Source organism: Shewanella sp. BJSY2023SW007, assembly GCF_047314525.1.
Taxonomy (GTDB): Bacteria; Pseudomonadota; Gammaproteobacteria; order Enterobacterales; family Shewanellaceae; genus Shewanella; species Shewanella chilikensis.
Genome location: NZ_JBKORL010000037.1, coordinates 1 through 16,963, shown reverse-complemented (window position 1 = coordinate 16,963; position 16,963 = coordinate 1). Strand labels below are relative to the sequence as shown.

General features: G+C 51.0%; 11 protein-coding genes. 9 read left to right on the top strand and 2 right to left on the bottom strand.

Annotated features, from left to right (window positions below; genetic code table 11):
- The first annotated feature begins 27 nt into the window (after nucleotides 1–27).
- From bamA to tilS, 9 genes are all read left to right on the top strand, one after another.
- Nucleotides 28–2,511, top strand: a complete 2,484-nt coding sequence (bamA, locus tag ACMHXE_RS06910) for an outer membrane protein assembly factor BamA (RefSeq protein ID WP_101055382.1) — start codon at nucleotides 28–30, stop codon at nucleotides 2,509–2,511.
- A gap of 58 nt (nucleotides 2,512–2,569) precedes the next feature.
- Nucleotides 2,570–3,067 carry an OmpH family outer membrane protein gene (locus ACMHXE_RS06905; RefSeq protein WP_413731804.1) on the top strand — a complete coding sequence of 166 codons (498 nt, stop codon included), beginning with the start codon at nucleotides 2,570–2,572 and terminating at the stop codon, nucleotides 3,065–3,067.
- A gap of 4 nt (nucleotides 3,068–3,071) precedes the next feature.
- Nucleotides 3,072–4,097, top strand: a complete 1,026-nt coding sequence (gene lpxD / locus ACMHXE_RS06900) for a UDP-3-O-(3-hydroxymyristoyl)glucosamine N-acyltransferase (RefSeq protein WP_165565383.1) — start codon at nucleotides 3,072–3,074, stop codon at nucleotides 4,095–4,097.
- A 37-nt stretch (nucleotides 4,098–4,134) separates the two neighbouring features.
- Nucleotides 4,135–4,596 carry a 3-hydroxyacyl-ACP dehydratase FabZ gene (fabZ, locus tag ACMHXE_RS06895; protein WP_025010987.1) on the top strand — a complete coding sequence of 154 codons (462 nt, stop codon included), beginning with the start codon at nucleotides 4,135–4,137 and terminating at the stop codon, nucleotides 4,594–4,596.
- A complete protein-coding gene (gene lpxA, locus ACMHXE_RS06890; RefSeq protein WP_039034782.1) occupies nucleotides 4,593–5,363 on the top strand; it encodes an acyl-ACP--UDP-N-acetylglucosamine O-acyltransferase in 771 nt (256 codons plus the stop codon). Before fabZ ends, lpxA begins: the two co-directional genes overlap by 4 nt.
- A gap of 14 nt (nucleotides 5,364–5,377) precedes the next feature.
- Entirely contained in the window at nucleotides 5,378–6,538 is a 1,161-nt protein-coding gene (gene lpxB / locus ACMHXE_RS06885; RefSeq protein ID WP_413731790.1) for a lipid-A-disaccharide synthase, read from the top strand.
- Nucleotides 6,535–7,155, top strand: coding sequence for a ribonuclease HII (gene rnhB / locus ACMHXE_RS06880; protein WP_039034784.1), 621 nt, complete (start codon nucleotides 6,535–6,537; stop codon nucleotides 7,153–7,155). Before lpxB ends, rnhB begins: the two co-directional genes overlap by 4 nt.
- Before the next feature lie 240 nt (nucleotides 7,156–7,395).
- Complete coding sequence (gene dnaE, locus ACMHXE_RS06875; RefSeq protein ID WP_248952712.1) at nucleotides 7,396–10,869, top strand: DNA polymerase III subunit alpha; 3,474 nt, start codon at nucleotides 7,396–7,398, stop codon at nucleotides 10,867–10,869.
- Nucleotides 10,869–12,437 carry a tRNA lysidine(34) synthetase TilS gene (gene tilS, locus ACMHXE_RS06870; RefSeq protein ID WP_413731788.1) on the top strand — a complete coding sequence of 523 codons (1,569 nt, stop codon included), beginning with the start codon at nucleotides 10,869–10,871 and terminating at the stop codon, nucleotides 12,435–12,437. Before dnaE ends, tilS begins: the two co-directional genes overlap by 1 nt.
- Before the next feature lie 861 nt (nucleotides 12,438–13,298).
- Here tilS and ACMHXE_RS06865 read toward each other — a convergent pair.
- Both ACMHXE_RS06865 and ACMHXE_RS06860 read right to left on the bottom strand, forming a co-directional pair.
- On the bottom strand, nucleotides 13,299–14,906 hold the full coding sequence (locus ACMHXE_RS06865) for an AAA family ATPase (protein ID WP_413731786.1): 1,608 nt from the start codon (nucleotides 14,904–14,906) through the stop codon (nucleotides 13,299–13,301).
- Nucleotides 14,907–15,056: 150 nt separating this feature from the next.
- Nucleotides 15,057–16,217, bottom strand: a complete 1,161-nt coding sequence (locus tag ACMHXE_RS06860; RefSeq protein WP_413731784.1) for a hypothetical protein — start codon at nucleotides 16,215–16,217, stop codon at nucleotides 15,057–15,059.
- Between the last annotated feature and the right edge of the window lie 746 nt (nucleotides 16,218–16,963).

The following is a 16,963-nucleotide window of genomic DNA, read 5'->3' as shown; positions in this document are numbered from 1 at the left end:
GGACAGACAAATAATTAGAAGTGCGCTATGCGATTGAATAAACTTTTTGCCTCGATGTTATTAGTCGGCGCGTCGTTTTCAGGGAATGGTTGGGCAGAGTCTTTCCAACCTTTTGAAGTGACCGACATCCAAGTTGAAGGTTTGCAACGAGTGGCACTCGGTGCGGCCTTGCTGAGTTTGCCTGTCAAAGTGGGTGACACAGTCGACCAACTCAAGTTGCAACAGGCGATAAAGAGCCTGTATGCCTCCAGTAACTTTGAAAATGTTCAGGTGTCCCGCGATGGCGGGGTGCTGATAGTGTCGGTACGTGAAAGACCGACCATCAGTGCCGTGACCTTCGACGGTAACAAGGACATCAAAGACGAACAACTGCAGGAAAGCCTGGATGGTAGTGGTGTGAAGGTGGGCGAAGCCCTCGACCGCACCATGCTCTCGGGTATCGAGAAGGGCCTGCAGGACTTCTATTACGGCGTAGGTAAGTACGGCGCCAAGGTAGAGGCTCAGGTGATCAACCTGCCTCGTAACCGGGTGGAACTTAAGTTTAAGTTTACGGAAGGTCTGGCGGCCGAAATCCGTCAGATCAACATAGTGGGGAATGAGCGTTTCAGCGATGCCGACCTTATCGGTATGCTGGAGCTCAAAGACTATGTGGCTTGGTGGGATCTGTTCGGCGAGCGCCGTTATCAGAAACAAAAGCTGCAGGCCGACCTCGAAACTATCAAGACCCACTACCACAATAATGGTTATATTCGTTTCAAGGTGACCTCGACTCAGGTGGCTATGACGCCGGATCGTAAGGGCCTCTACATCACCATTAACGTCGATGAAGGCGAGCAGTATAAGGTTAAGGAAGTCAACCTGACTGGTGAACTCATGGGCCGCGAAGAGCTGCTCAAGGGAATCTTGCCTATCAAGGCCGGTGAGCAATACAACGGCGCCGATGTGACCTTTACCGAAGAGATGTACAGTAAGTATCTGGGCCGCTTCGGTTACGCCTATCCAGAGGTGAAGACTTTCCCTGAGATCGATGATGAAACCAAGGAAGTCACCCTGAATGTTAACGTTAAGCCCGGTAAGCGTGTTTATGTCCGCTCTATCAACTTCACAGGTAACACAGTAACCAAAGATGAAGTGATGCGCCGCGAGCTGAGACAGATGGAAGGGGCCTGGTTGAACTCGGCATTGGTCGAGCAATCCAAGGCGCGTCTCAACCGTCTGGGTTACTTTGAAACTGTCGATACTGAAACCGTGCAGGTGCCGGGCACAGACGACCTGGTAGATGTGGCTTTCAAGGTGAAAGAGCAGCCATCAGGCTCCTTTAACGCTGGTATAGGTTATGGTACTGAGTCCGGCATGAGTCTGCAGTTTGGGGTTCAGCAGTCCAACTTCCTCGGTACGGGCAACCAGGCCGGGATTAACCTGAATACCAACAAGTACTCCAAGAACGTCAACCTGTCGTATACCGATCCTTATTTCACCAAAGATGGGGTCAGCCTGGGTGGCAGCATCTACTGGAACGAGTTCGATGCTAACGAGGCCAACCTCGAACGCTATAAGAATAGCTCCTATGGTGTTGCACTCAATAGTGGTTTCCCCATTAACGAGTACAACAGGCTCAACGGCGGCATAGGCTATCGTCATAACACCATTTCTGAGATTTCCAGTTATGAGCAGGCGATTCGCTTCTATAACATTTACCGTGACAACGAGGATCCCAACTCTGACTTGAGCTTCGATAACTTCGAACTTAGCCTAGGTTGGTATCGCAGCACCCTTAACCGCGGAACCTTCCCAACCGACGGTTCATCCCAGCGTTTGAGTGGTAAGATCACGGTTCCAGGTTCAGATCTGCAGTACTTCAAGACTGACTTTGACACCAACTTCTACTGGCCGCTGACCCGTAGCCATAAGTTTGTGCTCTTGACCCGTGCCCGTCTGGGTTATGGCAACGGTTATGGTGGTTTCAATGACAACGACCAGATCCTGCCGTTCTGGGAAAACTACTACTCAGGTGGCTCCAGCTCACTGCGTGGCTTCAAGTCCAACTCTGTGGGGCCCAGAGCCTTCTATCTGTATCGTGGCAGCGAGCCTTGTGGACCCAATCCGGATGGTGAAGGCTGTAGCTTGCCGGGCGATCCCAACCAAGTTTACATCAGCTCAGGTCGTTCTATCGGTGGTAACGCCATCGCTACGGCCAGTATGGAGCTGATTGTGCCGACTCCTTTCCTGGATGAGGCCTATAGCAACTCAGTACGTACCAGCTTCTTTATTGATGCGGGTAACGTCTGGGATACGGAGTTTGATTATGACTCCTATCGTTTCTTGCCGGCGGATGAGTTTTCCAAGTTGGCCGACTACAGTGATCCGAGCCGTATCCGTGCTTCCTGGGGCCTTAGCCTACAATGGCTGTCGCCCATGGGACCCATGGTGTTCAGCCTGGCCTGGCCTGTTAAGGAATACGACGATGACGAGACCGAGATCTTCTCGTTCAATATTGGCAAAACTTTCTAAATTACATAAACTCGGCAAGCATTGCTGAAGAAAAACAAGGAGTCTGACTTTGAAAAAAATGGTAAACAGCGCACTGATGACGCTGATGTTGATGGGGGCTCCTCTGGCCGCCCAAGCTGAGAAACTGGCGGTTGTCGATATGGGCGCTGTGTTTGAACAACTGCCACAACGTGAGCAGATCAGCAACGCACTCAAGACTGAGTTCGGTGATCGTATGGCCGAAGTTCAGAAATTGCAGGAAGACCTCCGTGGTTTGCTGGAAAAGCAGCAGCGTGATGCCGCGCTGATGAGCGAAGCGCAAAAGACCGAACTGGTTCGTAAAATGGAATCTCTGAAGGCTGACTATCAGCTCAAAGGTAAGGCGCTGGATGAAGATCTGCGTCGTCGTCAGGGCGAAGAGCAAAACAAACTGCTGGTAAAGGTGCAGAAGGCTATTAACACCATAGCTGAAAAAGAGAAGTACGACATGGTACTGCAACGCGGCGCTGTGGTTTATGTTAAGCCAGCTGCTGACATCAGTTCCAAAGTGGTTGAAGCCTTAAGCAAAGGCAACTAAATCGATGAAGTTTTTTTCGTTGAAAGAGCTTGGCCAGCTACTAGGGGCTGAAGTTCGCGGGGATGACAGTGTGACTGTCTCCTCGGTGGCGACACTTGAAAAGGCGCGGCCGGATCAGATCACCTTTCTGGCCAACACCAAATATCGTAGCCAGCTGGAGCAGACTCAGGCCGGTGCGGTATTGATCTCGCCTAAAGAGTTGGACGGTTTTGCCGGTAACGCCTTGGTACTCAATGACCCTTATGTCGGCTTTGCCAGAGTTGCACAGTTGCTGGACAGCACGCCGGCCGCGGCAGAGGATATCCATCCCTCGGCGCAAATTCATCCCAGTGCCAAATTGGGAGAGGGTGTTGCTATTGGCGCCAATGCGGTCATCGGCGCCAACAGTATTTTGGGCGAAAATGTCCAGATAGGTGCCGGTACTGTGGTTGGTCAGGATGTCATCATAGGCTCAGGCAGTCGTCTGTGGGCCAATGTCACCGTTTATCACGATGTGCATATGGGGCAAAACTGTATCGTTCACTCGGGGGCGATTATCGGCTCCGATGGTTTCGGTTATGCCAACGAACGCGGTCAGTGGATCAAAATCCCTCAGACCGGCGGCGTGCGCATAGGTGACAGAGTGGAAATCGGTGCAGGTACCACCATAGATCGCGGCGCGATCGATCATACTGAAATTCATGATGGCGTGATCCTCGATAACCAGGTGCAAGTGGCTCATAACGATATTATTGGAGCCAACACTGCGATTGCCGGCTGCACTGTGCTGGCAGGCAGCGTGACTATAGGTAAACATTGTATCATTGGTGGCAATTGCGCGATTTCCGGTCATCTGAGCATTACCGATGGGGTGCATGTCACTGGCAGCACCAACATTACTAACGATGTTCGTGAACCTGGGGTATACTCCTCCGCCACTGTGGCCATGCCCAACAGGCTGTGGCGTAAAAATACGGTTCGCTTCCGTCAATTGGACGAGCTGTTCCAGCGGGTCAAGACCCTGGAAAAAACCGTTAAACCCCAAGATTAATACCGCTGTGTGTTAAGCGGCATGAGGAAACGAGTTCGTGTCTAATCAATTAAATACAATGGATATCAAAGAGATTTTGGCTTACCTGCCACACAGGTATCCATTTTTGTTGATCGATAGAGTACTGGATTTTACTCCGGGTGAAACTCTGCATGCGATCAAGAACGTCACCATCAATGAGCCTTTCTTTCAGGGGCATTTCCCTGTTCAGCCGGTTATGCCTGGCGTGCTCATTCTGGAAGCCATGGCGCAGGCCACCGGCTTGTTGGCGTTCAAGACCATGAGCGACAAGCCGTCTCCGGACGTGTTGTATTATTTTGCCGGTATCGACAATGCTCGTTTCAAACGGGTTGTTGAGCCAGGTGATCAGCTGCACTTTGAAGTGAAGATGATCAAGGAACGCCGCGGGATTGGCGTTTTCTACGGCGAGGCCAAAGTGGATGGTGAGCTGGTGTGTTCAGCCGAAATCATGTGTGCCCGCAGAGAGATTAGCAAGTGATAGATAAATTAGCTTTCGTTCACCCCGACGCCAAGATAGGTAAGAATGTTACTATCGGTCCCTGGAGTTATATAGGACCGGATGTGGAGATCGGCGATGATTGCTGGATTAGTTCCCATGTGGTTATCAAGGGACCCAGCATCATTGGCAAGGGCAACCGGATTTTTCAGTTTGCCTCAGTTGGTGAAGATTGCCAGGACAAGAAATATGCCGGTGAACCTACCCGGCTTATCATGGGTGATAACAATATCATCCGTGAATCTGTCACCATTCACCGTGGCACAGTGCAGGACAACAGCGAGACCCGTATCGGCTCCAACAACCTGTTTATGGCCTATGTACATATCGCTCACGACTGCGTGGTGGGCGACAATGTGATCATGGCCAACAACGCCTCTATTGCCGGTCATTGCCATGTGGGTGACTGGGCTATTCTCGGCGGTATGACAGGAGTGCACCAGTTTGTGCACATTGGTGCCCATGCCTTTACTGCAGGTTGTTCTTTGGTGCTGCAGGATGTGCCTCCTTTCGTGATGGCCTCTGGCCAGGCGGCCATTCCCCGAGGTCTGAATATGGAAGGCATGAAGCGCCGCGGTTTTTCCAAAGAGACCCAGCAAGCGCTGCGCCGGGCTTACAAGACCCTGTACCGCAGCAGCCTGACTCTGGAAGAGGCAGTCGCAGCTATGGCTGAAGACGCCGCAAAAGAGCCACAGGTACAAGCATTTGTTGATTTTGTGACCTCCTCAAATCGAGGAATTATTCGCTGACACAGTGAGAACGAATGACACAAAATAGAAAGTTAGTCTTTGCAATGGTCGCCGGAGAAATCTCCGGCGATATTTTAGGTGCCGGCCTGATGAGAGCATTGCAACAGCGCTATCCGGACGCCCGTTTTATCGGTATAGGTGGCCCTCGCATGGAGGCGCTCGGATTCGAGTCGCTGTTTGCCATGGAAGAGTTGGCCGTGATGGGAATTGCCGAGGTGCTTTCCCGTCTACCGAGATTGTTGAAGATACGCTCGAGTCTGGTCAAACAGATAACCGCGCTGCAGCCGGATTGCTTTATCGGCATAGATGCCCCGGACTTCAATATCGGCCTGGAGCTCAAGCTCAAGGCGCGTGGGATCAAGACGGTGCATTATGTCAGCCCGTCGGTTTGGGCCTGGCGCCCTAAGCGGATCTTCAAAATCGCCCGTGCCACCAATATGGTGCTGTCACTGCTGCCGTTTGAAAAAGCCTTCTACGACAAGCATCAGGTGCCTTGTACCTTTGTCGGCCACACTCTCGCCGATGAGATCCCGATGGAGAATGACAAGCGTCTTGCCAGAGAAGCACTCGGCTTGAAAGTCGAGGCTGAGTATTTGGCCATCCTGCCGGGTTCTCGTGGTGGCGAGTTGAAGATGTTGGCCCAGCCCTTTGTGGAGGCGGCCAGGCTGCTGAAACAGCGCTATCCGGATCTCAAGTTTATTACCCCTCTGGTGAATGAAAAACGCCGCGAGCAGTTTCTTGCCGCGCTGGAAACCTATGCGCCGGATCTGGAAATTCATATGACGGAAGGGCGCTCGCGGGAAGTGATGGCCGCCAGCGATGCCATCTTGCTGGCATCGGGCACCGCCACGCTGGAAGCCATGTTGGTCAAGCGCCCCATGGTGGTTGGCTATCGGGTCAGCCCTATCACTTACCGTATTGCCAAGCGGATGATGCAGATAAACCACTTCTCTTTGCCCAATTTGTTGGCCGGAAGGGAGTTGGTGGCAGAGCTTATCCAAGATGATTGCACTGCCGAGCGGATAGCCGAAGAGGTGGGCAAATTGCTGGATAAAGATAACCGGCCGCTGCTGGCCGAGTTTACTAAGCTGCACAGCCTGCTGGCCTGCAACGCCAGTGAAAAGGCGGCCCAGGCGGTAGTGGCCTTGCTCGATAAAAAAGCCGAGGAAAAATGACAGTCTATAAGCAACTCTCGGAAGCCGAAGCGCAGCTGTTGTGCCAGGGGCTGGTCGCCGGGGTAGATGAAGTGGGGCGTGGCCCCTTGGTCGGCGATGTGGTCACCGCGGCGGTGATCCTGGATCCCGCCAATCCCGTCACCGGCCTCAATGATTCCAAGAAGCTCAGCGAAAGGAAACGCGATGCCCTCTATGAAGAGATCTTGGCCAAGGCGCTGGCGGTCTCAGTCGGTCGAGCCAGCCCGGCGGAAATCGATGAGCTCAACATATTGCATGCCACCATGTTGGCGATGCAGCGCGCCGTTGCGGGCTTGAAGGTGCGTCCCGAAAAAGTCTTGGTAGACGGCAATCGGACCCCGGATTTTGGCCTGTCTTCGGCCGCAGTGGTTAAGGGCGATGGCTTGATCCCGGCCATCAGCGCCGCCTCTATCATAGCCAAGGTCACCCGCGACCGGGAGATGGCCGAGCTTGACCTCCGCCACCCTGAGTATGGTTTTGCCGCCCATAAGGGCTATCCCACCAAGGCGCATTTCGAAGCCTTGAGTCAACACGGTGTCTTGCCTGAACACAGACGCAGCTTCAGGCCGGTACGCGAATGGCTGGAGCAGCATTCATAAGCCGTTCTGAAATCTAAAGATGTAATCAAAAGGGCAGCAGCGGCTGCCCTGTCAGGTTTTGCTGCTGCATCTTTTCGTTGGGATACAGGTGAAAGCGAATCTGAGCCGAGAGTCATTTCTCGGTTAATTGGCGCTTCTGTCAACAGCAAGGTTAAATGACCGGTTTTAACTTTGGTGAACCTCCTCCGGCGTGTTATCTTTCCCTATTGATTTTTAGCCAGTCAGAGCAATCGGATTTTCATGTCACAGCCCCGTTTCGTCCATCTACGTGTTCACTCAGACTTTTCCATGACCGATGGTCTGGCCAAGGTCAAGCCCATTCTGGCCAAGGTGGCCGATGAGGGCATGGCGGCAGTGGCACTGACGGATCAGAACAACCTCTGTGGCCTGGTGAAATTCTACGGTGGCTGCCATGGCGCCGGGATAAAGCCCATCATAGGGGCCGACTTCTGGATGTTGGTGCCCGGCTTTGAAGATGAGTTCTGCGCGCTTACCGTGCTGGCCATGGATAACGACGGCTACCAGAATCTGACCCAGCTGATCTCCAAGGCCTATCTGCGCGGCCAGGTGCGTGACCGGGTCGCTATCGATCAGGAGTGGCTGCTGGAGCACGGCGCCGGTATTTTGCTGCTCTCCGGTGCCCGGGAAGGGGACCTGGGCAAGGCGCTGCTCAAGGGCAACCAGAACCAGGCCCAGGAACTGACCGATTTCTATAAGCAGCACTTCAACGACCGTTACTTTATTGAACTGATCCGCACCGGGCGCCCGGATGAGGAGCGCTACCTGCACATGGCGGTGGAACATGCCGCCAACACAGGCCTGCCTGTGGTTGCCACCAACCAGGTGGTGTTCATGACCCCGGAAGAGTTCGAGGCCCATGAAATTCGGGTGGCTATCCACGATGGCTACACATTGGCTGACCCCCGTAGACCCAAGAAATACAGCGAGCAGCAGTATCTCAAGACTGAAGATGAGATGTGTGAACTGTTTGCCGACATTCCGGAAGCGCTGCAAAACACGGTGGAGATAGCCAAGCGTTGTAACGTTACCGTGCGGCTCGGCGAGTACTTCCTGCCCAACTTCCCCACGGGTGAGCTGTCCACCGCGGACTATCTGGTGATGCGCTCCAAAGAGGGGCTGGAAGAGCGTCTCGAGTTCCTGTTCCCGGACCCACAGGAGCGGGCGGAAAAGCGCGGCGAGTATGACGAGCGTCTGGATATTGAGCTCAAGGTAATCAACCAGATGGGCTTTCCCGGCTACTTCCTTATCGTGATGGAGTTTATCCAGTGGGGTAAGGACAACGGCATTCCCGTAGGCCCGGGGCGGGGATCGGGTGCCGGCTCCCTGGTGGCCTATGCGCTTAAGATCACTGACTTGGACCCGCTGGAATTTGACCTGCTGTTCGAACGTTTTCTTAACCCCGAGCGGGTGTCGATGCCCGACTTCGACGTCGACTTCTGTATGGACAGGCGTGACGAGGTTATTGATCACGTGGCCGAACTCTATGGCCGGGATGCGGTATCGCAGATCATCACCTTCGGTACCATGGCCGCCAAGGCGGTAGTGCGTGACGTGGGCCGGGTGCTGGGTCACCCCTACGGTTTTGTCGACAGAATTTCCAAGATGATCCCGGCTGAGCCCGGGATGACGCTGGCCAAGGCGTTTGAGGCCGAGCCTGCGCTGCCGGAAGCCTATGAGGCCGATGAGGATGTCAAAGACCTTATCGACATGTGCCGCAAGCTTGAAGGGGTGACCCGTAACGCGGGTAAGCACGCAGGGGGCGTGGTGATTGCGCCGACCAAGATCACCGACTTCTCGCCGCTTTATTGCGACGCCGAAGGGAAAAACCCGGTGACCCAGTTCGACAAGAACGACGTGGAAACCGCCGGTCTGGTGAAGTTTGACTTCCTGGGTCTCAGAACCCTGACCATTATCGACTGGGCGCTGGGGATGATTAATCCAAGGCTCGCCAAGCTCGGCAAGCCGCCGGTCGATATTGCCGCCATTCCACTGGACGATGCCAAGTCCTTCGGGGTACTGAAACGCTACGAAACCACGGCGGTATTCCAGCTGGAATCCCGCGGCATGAAAGATCTTATCAAGCGTCTGCAGCCCGACTGCTTTGAAGATATGATCGCTCTGGTGGCCCTGTTCCGCCCAGGCCCGTTGCAGTCGGGGATGGTAGATAACTTTATCGAGCGTAAGCACGGCCACGAGGCCATCTCCTACCCGGATGAGAAGTGGCAACACGAGAGCCTTAAACCGATTTTGGATCCTACCTACGGCATCATCCTCTATCAGGAACAGGTGATGCAGATTGCCCAGACGCTGGCGGGTTATACCCTGGGCGGCGCGGACATGCTGCGCCGGGCCATGGGTAAGAAAAAACCGGAAGAGATGGCCAAGCAGCGTGCCGGTTTTGAAGCCGGGGCGATAAAAAACGGCGTCGACGGCGAACTGGCGATGAAGATCTTCGACCTGGTGGAGAAATTCGCCGGTTACGGCTTCAACAAATCGCACTCGGCCGCCTATGCACTGGTGTCCTATCAGACCCTCTGGCTCAAGACCCACTATCCGTCTGAATTTATGGCGGCGGTAATGTCCGCCGATATGGACAACACAGACAAGATAGTGACCCTGGTGGATGAGTGTGAGCGCATGGGGCTCAAGCTTATTCCGCCGGATGTCAACAAGGGCCTGTTCAAGTTTACCGTCGATGAAGAGCTCAATATCGTCTACGGTATAGGCGCCATCAAGGGCGTGGGCGAGGGGCCGGTCGAATCGATTCTGGAAGCCCGCAAGGGTGGGCCGTTCAAAGACTTGTTCGACTTCTGCGCCCGGGTGGATTTGAAAAAACTCAACCGCCGGGTGATTGAAAAGCTGATCAATGCCGGCGCCATGGACAATCTGGGGCCGCACCGGGCTTCAATGATGGCTACCTTGCCGGAGGCGATACGCGCCGCCGATCAGCACGCCAAGGCCGAAGCCATAGGTCAGTGCGACATGTTCGGTCTGCTCAACGACGACCCCGAGGACTGCAAGCAACAGTTTGTTGACTGCCCGCGTTGGCCGGACAAGGTCTGGTTGGAAGGGGAGCGTGAGACCCTGGGGCTTTACCTCACAGGTCACCCCATCAACCAATATCTCAAAGAGCTCAGGCACTACACCTCCGGGCGGCTCAAGGATATTCACCCCACAGACAGGGGCAAGACGGTCAAGGCCGCCGGATTGGTGGTCGCCACCCGGGTGATGCTGACCAAGCGAGGCTCCAAGATGGGGCTGCTGACACTGGACGACAAGAGTGCCCGTCTGGAAGTGATGCTGTTTACCGAGGCCTTCGAGAAATTCAATCACCTGCTGGAGAAAGACAGGATCCTCATCTGTGAAGGTGAAGTGAGCTTCGATGACTTCTCCGGCGGCAACCGGATGACGGCGCGCAACATCATAGATATGGGCGAAGCCCGCAGCCACTTTGCGGCGGCGGTGGAGCTGGATCTCGACGCGGCAATATTGAGCCCGGAATGGCTGACACAGTTTTATGAGACCCTCTCGCCCTGGCGCGGCGGCTCTGTGCCTGTGGCAATCAACTATCGTCAGGCACTGGCCAAGGGGCAGTTCCGTTTGAGTGACGACTGGCGGGTAAACCCCAGTGATGAACTCATGATGGCACTGGAAGCCATGCTCGGCACAGATAAGGTCAGGATCCTCTTCTAATGCCCCACACTCTGGTCGATACCCTGGTACTCAAGTTAACGGCGCTGCTGGAGCAAATCGGCGCCACGGCTGACAACCACCTCTGGCTGGGTTATAGCGGCGGTATGGACTCAGAGCTGCTGGCCTATACCTTGGCGCGCTTTCGCCAGACTCATCCCAAGACGCCTTATCAAATCTCCCTGGTGCACGTACACCATGGCCTCAGCTGTAATGCCGATGCCTGGGCGGCCCATTGTCGCCAAAGAGCCGAGCATTATGGCCTAAATTTTGTTCTTCGGAAGGTGCAACTTGAGCTCGGCCCGCGCGTTAGTATTGAGGCCGAGGCGCGGCGCGGCCGCTATCAGGCGATTGCCGAGCTGCTCAATCCTGGCGATATTCTGCTGACGGCCCATCATCAGGACGATCAGTTGGAGACGCTGCTGCTGGCGCTCAAGCGTGGTCAGGGCCCCAAGGGACTGGCGGCCATGGGGCAAGCCCAGCACTTGGCCCAGACACCCAGGGAAGAAAGTGCACCATGCTGGCAATTACGGCCCATGTTGGATAGCAGCCGGGCTCAGATAGAGCAGGCGGTGGCAAGCCTCGAGTTGCCCTATATCAATGATGAGAGTAATCAGGACACCCAGTATGACCGCAACTTCCTGCGCGCCGAGGTGATCCCCGTACTCAAGCAGCGCTGGCCTTCAATTGCCACTACGGCCTCACGCAGCGCCGCGCTGTGCGCCGAACAGCAGTTGCTGCTTGATGAAGTCAGCGTCGAAAAGTTGCAGCCCTTGCTCGGCCGTTGCCGCTTCAGCGGCGTTCGGGTACTGGATAGCGCCGGGCTCAAAGTGCTGTCACCCCAGTGGCAGGCACAGTTGCTGCGACAGTTTATTCAGATGCAGCGCTTGCCCTTACCGGCGCAGGTGCAGTTACAGCAAGCCTTGGCGCAGCTAATCGATGCCAGGGAGGATGCTCAGCTTGAGCTTAGCTTTAAAGGATTGCTCCTCAAGCGTTATGGGCAACAGATCTATGCCATGGCGCCTCTGCCGGGGGCAGCATTCCAGCTGCTTGATGGGGTAGGTTCGGTTGAAGATGTGGCAGCAAAAAACTCGAAACTGACTCTGAGCCAAAAGCAGCTGCAAGCATTGAGCCAAGGGCAGAGTCTGAGTGTTGGGCTCACCTCCCCCTGGCAGCGCCTGGAGCTGACATTGGCTGACTCAGGGCCCAGGGTGGCGCTGGCTCAAGTAATGGCTCCCCTAATGGCTTCACTATCGGCTCCGCAATTGGCTTCACTATCGGCGTCACTAGGGGCAAAAGTTCAGCCATCAGATACCGCTGCAGCACCTGAACTGGTCATGGGGCTCAAGGGCAGTTACCGCTGTCAGCCCCACAATAGAGACAAGGGGCGGGAGCTCAAGAAACTCTGGCATGAACTTGGAGTGCCACCCTGGCTCAGAGACAGAGTGCCGCTGCTGATGCAAAATGGCCGACTGCTGGCGCTGGCCGGTGGTTTTGTCGAGCGTAGCGCACTGGCCTCTGGCTCTGAACCCGGAATCGTGTTGAAACTGGTTGCTAAAGCAACCCCTTAGCGCCAATAGTTGTGGGCACAGTGGCTAACATGGCTTTGAGCCAAAACTCATCAATGAACTTGGTCCTAGCGGCTAGATAAGTTGTAGCCTATCACCAGCGGTGAGCTCTCGCACAGGCGATCCTGTGATTCGCTGTGAACCCATCCCTGGGTGCTCGACGAAAACGTCCCTGTTTTCGACGGTCACAGTTTCGCCTGTGCCTGGGAATTAGGTGTATGTCTGCAGATTCTTCAGATGTTTCAAGTTACTCCATTCTCACAGAATTGCACTAATTCCCCCCTCGGTGTCGCCGAGAGCCGCTGGTACCGCGGCTATCATGGCTTTGAACCAAATCTCACTAATAAACCTGGTTTTAGCTGCCAGCTAAGTTGCAGCCCATCACCTGCGGTGCGCCTTTCGCACAGGCGATCCTGTGACTCGCTGCGAGTACGTCCCTGTAAGCTCTGCCTCGCCATCCCTGGCTCGGAAGGTCACAGTTCCGCCTGTGCCTGGAAATGAGGTGTATGTCTGCAGACTCTTCAGATGTTTCAAGCTACTCCATTTTCACAGAATTACATCGATTCCTGCTCGAAGCAGCTGTCCTGCCCTTCTCTAGATTGAGGCAAGGCTCTTGCGGCGAACACAAGTAATGCGAATAACCAAACTCGCGTGGCTCTATTAAAAAGAGTGCAAGGTCAACCGCCGACACTTACTCGCCAAAGTCCGACTTTCAGAGTGTCCTTACCGGAGATTTTTTGGGGCTCCGGTAAGGACACTTTTACCTATTTGACAATGGGAATCATATCAACGCCCGCATTTGCGGCTGGTTTGGAGTGCAGCGGAAAACCAGTCCGACAACATGCGCTTGTTATGTGAATATTTCTACCCCACCGAGACGTCAGGTAAAGTAACTCTAATTTCTTCAATCACTTTGGGCGCAAGATGGTTATTGAGATTTCTAATCAACCAGTGCTCAAATTCTGCAAGTCTTGTGTTTCTCAGGTGAGAAGACGCTATAGCCAATAGCCCCTTGTTGTCGTAAATTGAAAGCAGTTCTATAAGGTTTCTTTCTTCTAATGCATTCTCAATTTTGCTTCTAGCATAATCAGATAGTGCTTCAATATTGAGGTTAGTAACCTCTGCATCAAGTGATGACCTCAACTCCTCCACTGATGAAGAATCACTCAAATCAATTTTCTTTAGCGCCCGATCGATTCGTCTACGACAAAATCTAATTACTGCGTCCTCTTTATTCTTATCTGAAACGCTATCAATAATTGCCGTAGTAAAGCCATCCAACTTTGCCTCCAGATCGGAATCAGTAAAGCCTTCATGCTCCAATATGGACTTAGCAACATTGGGTTGCAGGAAAATATTTTCGATTTCGCTGAGCGGCAAAACTTTAATCCCTAAGCTTGAGAGATATTCTTTGTCTCCATCACTGTAATCATCAGCATCTACAATCCCTGAGCATGACACACGAGTAAGCGATGTATTTTGGCGCATAGTTACAACGGAATGAATTACTTGCTCACAGGAGCCTCTGGGAATCACAGTCCATTCTGGATAGCAGCATCTGAAAGTTGCGCGATCTAAACTTTCACCATTTCCCTCTACAAATAAAATAGGCTTTCGACTTCCTAATATTAGGGTTAGAGTATTTTCATCAAACCCACTATCATCTTGAATCTTATTAATTTCCCACAACGGTGTAGGATCATACTTATTAATCACATATTTTTCTGCAACTCTGGAACAAGCAAATTCAATATCATGAGTTATGAATAGAAAAGCGCAATCTGGCCTCAATGCTTCCAGCTCGTCCCATAACTTTGACATTATTGACTTATGAACATGAAGTTCAGGCTCATCAAAAATTAGTAGTGTGTTTGGCTCTGCGACTAAGGATTGACCTAGCATGTAAAAAACGGCTCGTTCGCCGTCACTCATGTCAGCTGCTGAGTATTTATCGTTTGAACCACTTATGGAAACCATAATATCGTCGCCACTAACATGTAGCTCACGATGAGGTAGTAGCGATTGCCAGACCTGAGTCAGTATCTCAAATTTAGTTGCTTTAGCTTCTTCATTCTCGCCAGCCCTAACACTTTTATGAGTCTCGAGGGAGGTGTTAGTTTGTTCTGCAAATAATGTTTGCAATAAAAAGTCGAAGTCGTTTAACAAGGCAACAGCTGCATTATTCCCCCATCGATTTCCACTTCGATTTGCAATTGTGGAGTTTTTATGATTCCAACCTGTCTTTAAAGCTATTCTCGCGTCTTTTTCACTAATTTTTGCAACTGATGGGTTCAATGATAATGCCCGGTGAGCGGCTATTCTATGAGCTTTCTCACCGAGGCTTTCCTCTATAAAGGAAGACAATCTTGTCTTTCCTGCACCATTGGCACCAACAATAACTACTGAGGCACCTTTTTCTATTCTTAATATTTCAGAACCATTTTCTTTGGGGATAGTTATTTCAAAAGACATATTTTTCCTTACATATTGCAGGGCTCAAGATTCACATAACGCCCTGTTAACAGGCTAAATATAGTTGGCTAAAATAAGCGACGAAGGAGCAAAAGCCAACTGTATTTTGTCCTTGTTTAACAGCTTGTTAAGTGCAATACACCATTCTATTTACCGATAAGCATATTGCGAATATATAATAGTTAATAATATAGGAGACAGTATTTTCATGAATGAAAGGAATTTTTGTAACTTGCTAAACGCCTTTGTTCTACTATCAGATTCATCCGGATAATTCTTAAAGAACCTCCTATATGATATTTTGCGTACAAGACCAAGAATCTCGTTTGAGAAGAACATAACAAACATTGCGCCCGTAACCGCTTTAGGCAGGAAGACAGATATATCCTGTAAAGTTAAGCCGTACCAAATAAAACTAAATCCAGAAAAGGTGATTAGATAAGCAAGTGCAGAGGTTAGTATTATCGACTTGGCGTCTTTTTTAGCTTCTTCTTTAGATATTTCATCCATTACCTTTTTATATCTTTCTGGATCTTCTTTTTCTAGATTAGCAATTTTTCCATAATTACTGTAATCAACCTCGGGCATTGGCAGTTGAATGATAGTAACTAGCCAAGAAAAAAGGATTGATGACAATGCGAATACAATTACAAATTTATTTATATATCCCGGCGTTGCCGGATTAACAAATACATCATAAATGACAACAATCTGAATGAAGAAAGATGCCAATAGTAATGTAATTAAAATTAAAGCAAATATCAGGGCAAGAAACGCAGCTAAAAGTACAGAAAATCCGTGCTGATGGACCTTTTCGCCTTTCGTGATCTTCTTGAATAGTGCATCAGCAGCATAATCTACCCAAATGTGTTTATAAAAATCTCGAACATTCTCGTCAGGTGCTATTTTTGCTATGCACTCATTAATTAAAGCATCAATATACTTTTTATACGCAGTCAAAAGTGCGGATACTGGAGTGACTATTGCAGCAATAAAAAGAATGAATTCTTTGTAGTACCCTAGATTCTTAAAGCTATACCCTAGAATTCTTAACTCAACGCCTTGTAAGTTTTGCGCTGAATACAAAGAAACCATGATGATTGAGTAAAAAATAAGAAGCTTAAATGTTAAAGAGTTTAACCTTGCTGATTTTTCAGTTAATTTTTCAAGGTACTCTTTCCCAAAAAATTCTTCGAAGTTATTACCTTCATTGATAACTTCTCTAAAACTATCAACTCTCCTTGTGAGGTTTGACTTCCAAGTAGTTTTTTTGAATTGCTTTAAATCGTCAGATTCTGACAACGATGACATTAGTAAATCCTTTTTAGAATCGCCGATACTTACAAGGCACTTAACAGCTGTATAGTGCGCATGCGCGTTTTAGTCCTCAGAGGAGTGTAAACGCGCATCGCTATCTGTTTGTATTAGCTGGATATAATAGAGTTTAGTCCTAATATCCCTTGCAGCTAAACGCGCATGCGCGGTTTCCAAACCTATTATCTACCAGCTGTATTTTTTAACGTTATGAATTTAATAGTATTTTCTAAAATGTTACAGAAATAACGCGCAAACTTAGCTGCAAATTTCCGGCATTTTTCCTAGAACGTCAATAATACTGTATAGAAAATCAGTTCTTAGGCACTTACCATGAGCGCTTCAAGCCCTGCAAATAAGGGCCCTAAAACCCAGGTCTTACAAAAAACGTTAAGTAAAGCCATGGCTACCGTACGGGTCCAAACTCTGTTCGTCCCTGCATTCCGCTGAAAACGGAAAAGTGCTGTTTCTGACCTTAAGCTTAAGGAAGTGCTAAAGCCAAGCTATTGAATTAGTTATACAATAGCTTGCATTGAATGTGAAAACAATTAGCCAAAGGTCAAGTTTTGACAAAGGCAACAAAACCCTGATTTGAGGTGTTTTTGAAGCAGAATTGACTGGGTGTTTGCATTCTTCCCTTTTTCGACAGTCATAGTCCCACCAGAACTAGAACCAGAGCCTGAAAATGAGCTGCATTTCTGCAAGCACTTCAGATATTTCAAGCTACTCCATTCTCACAGAAT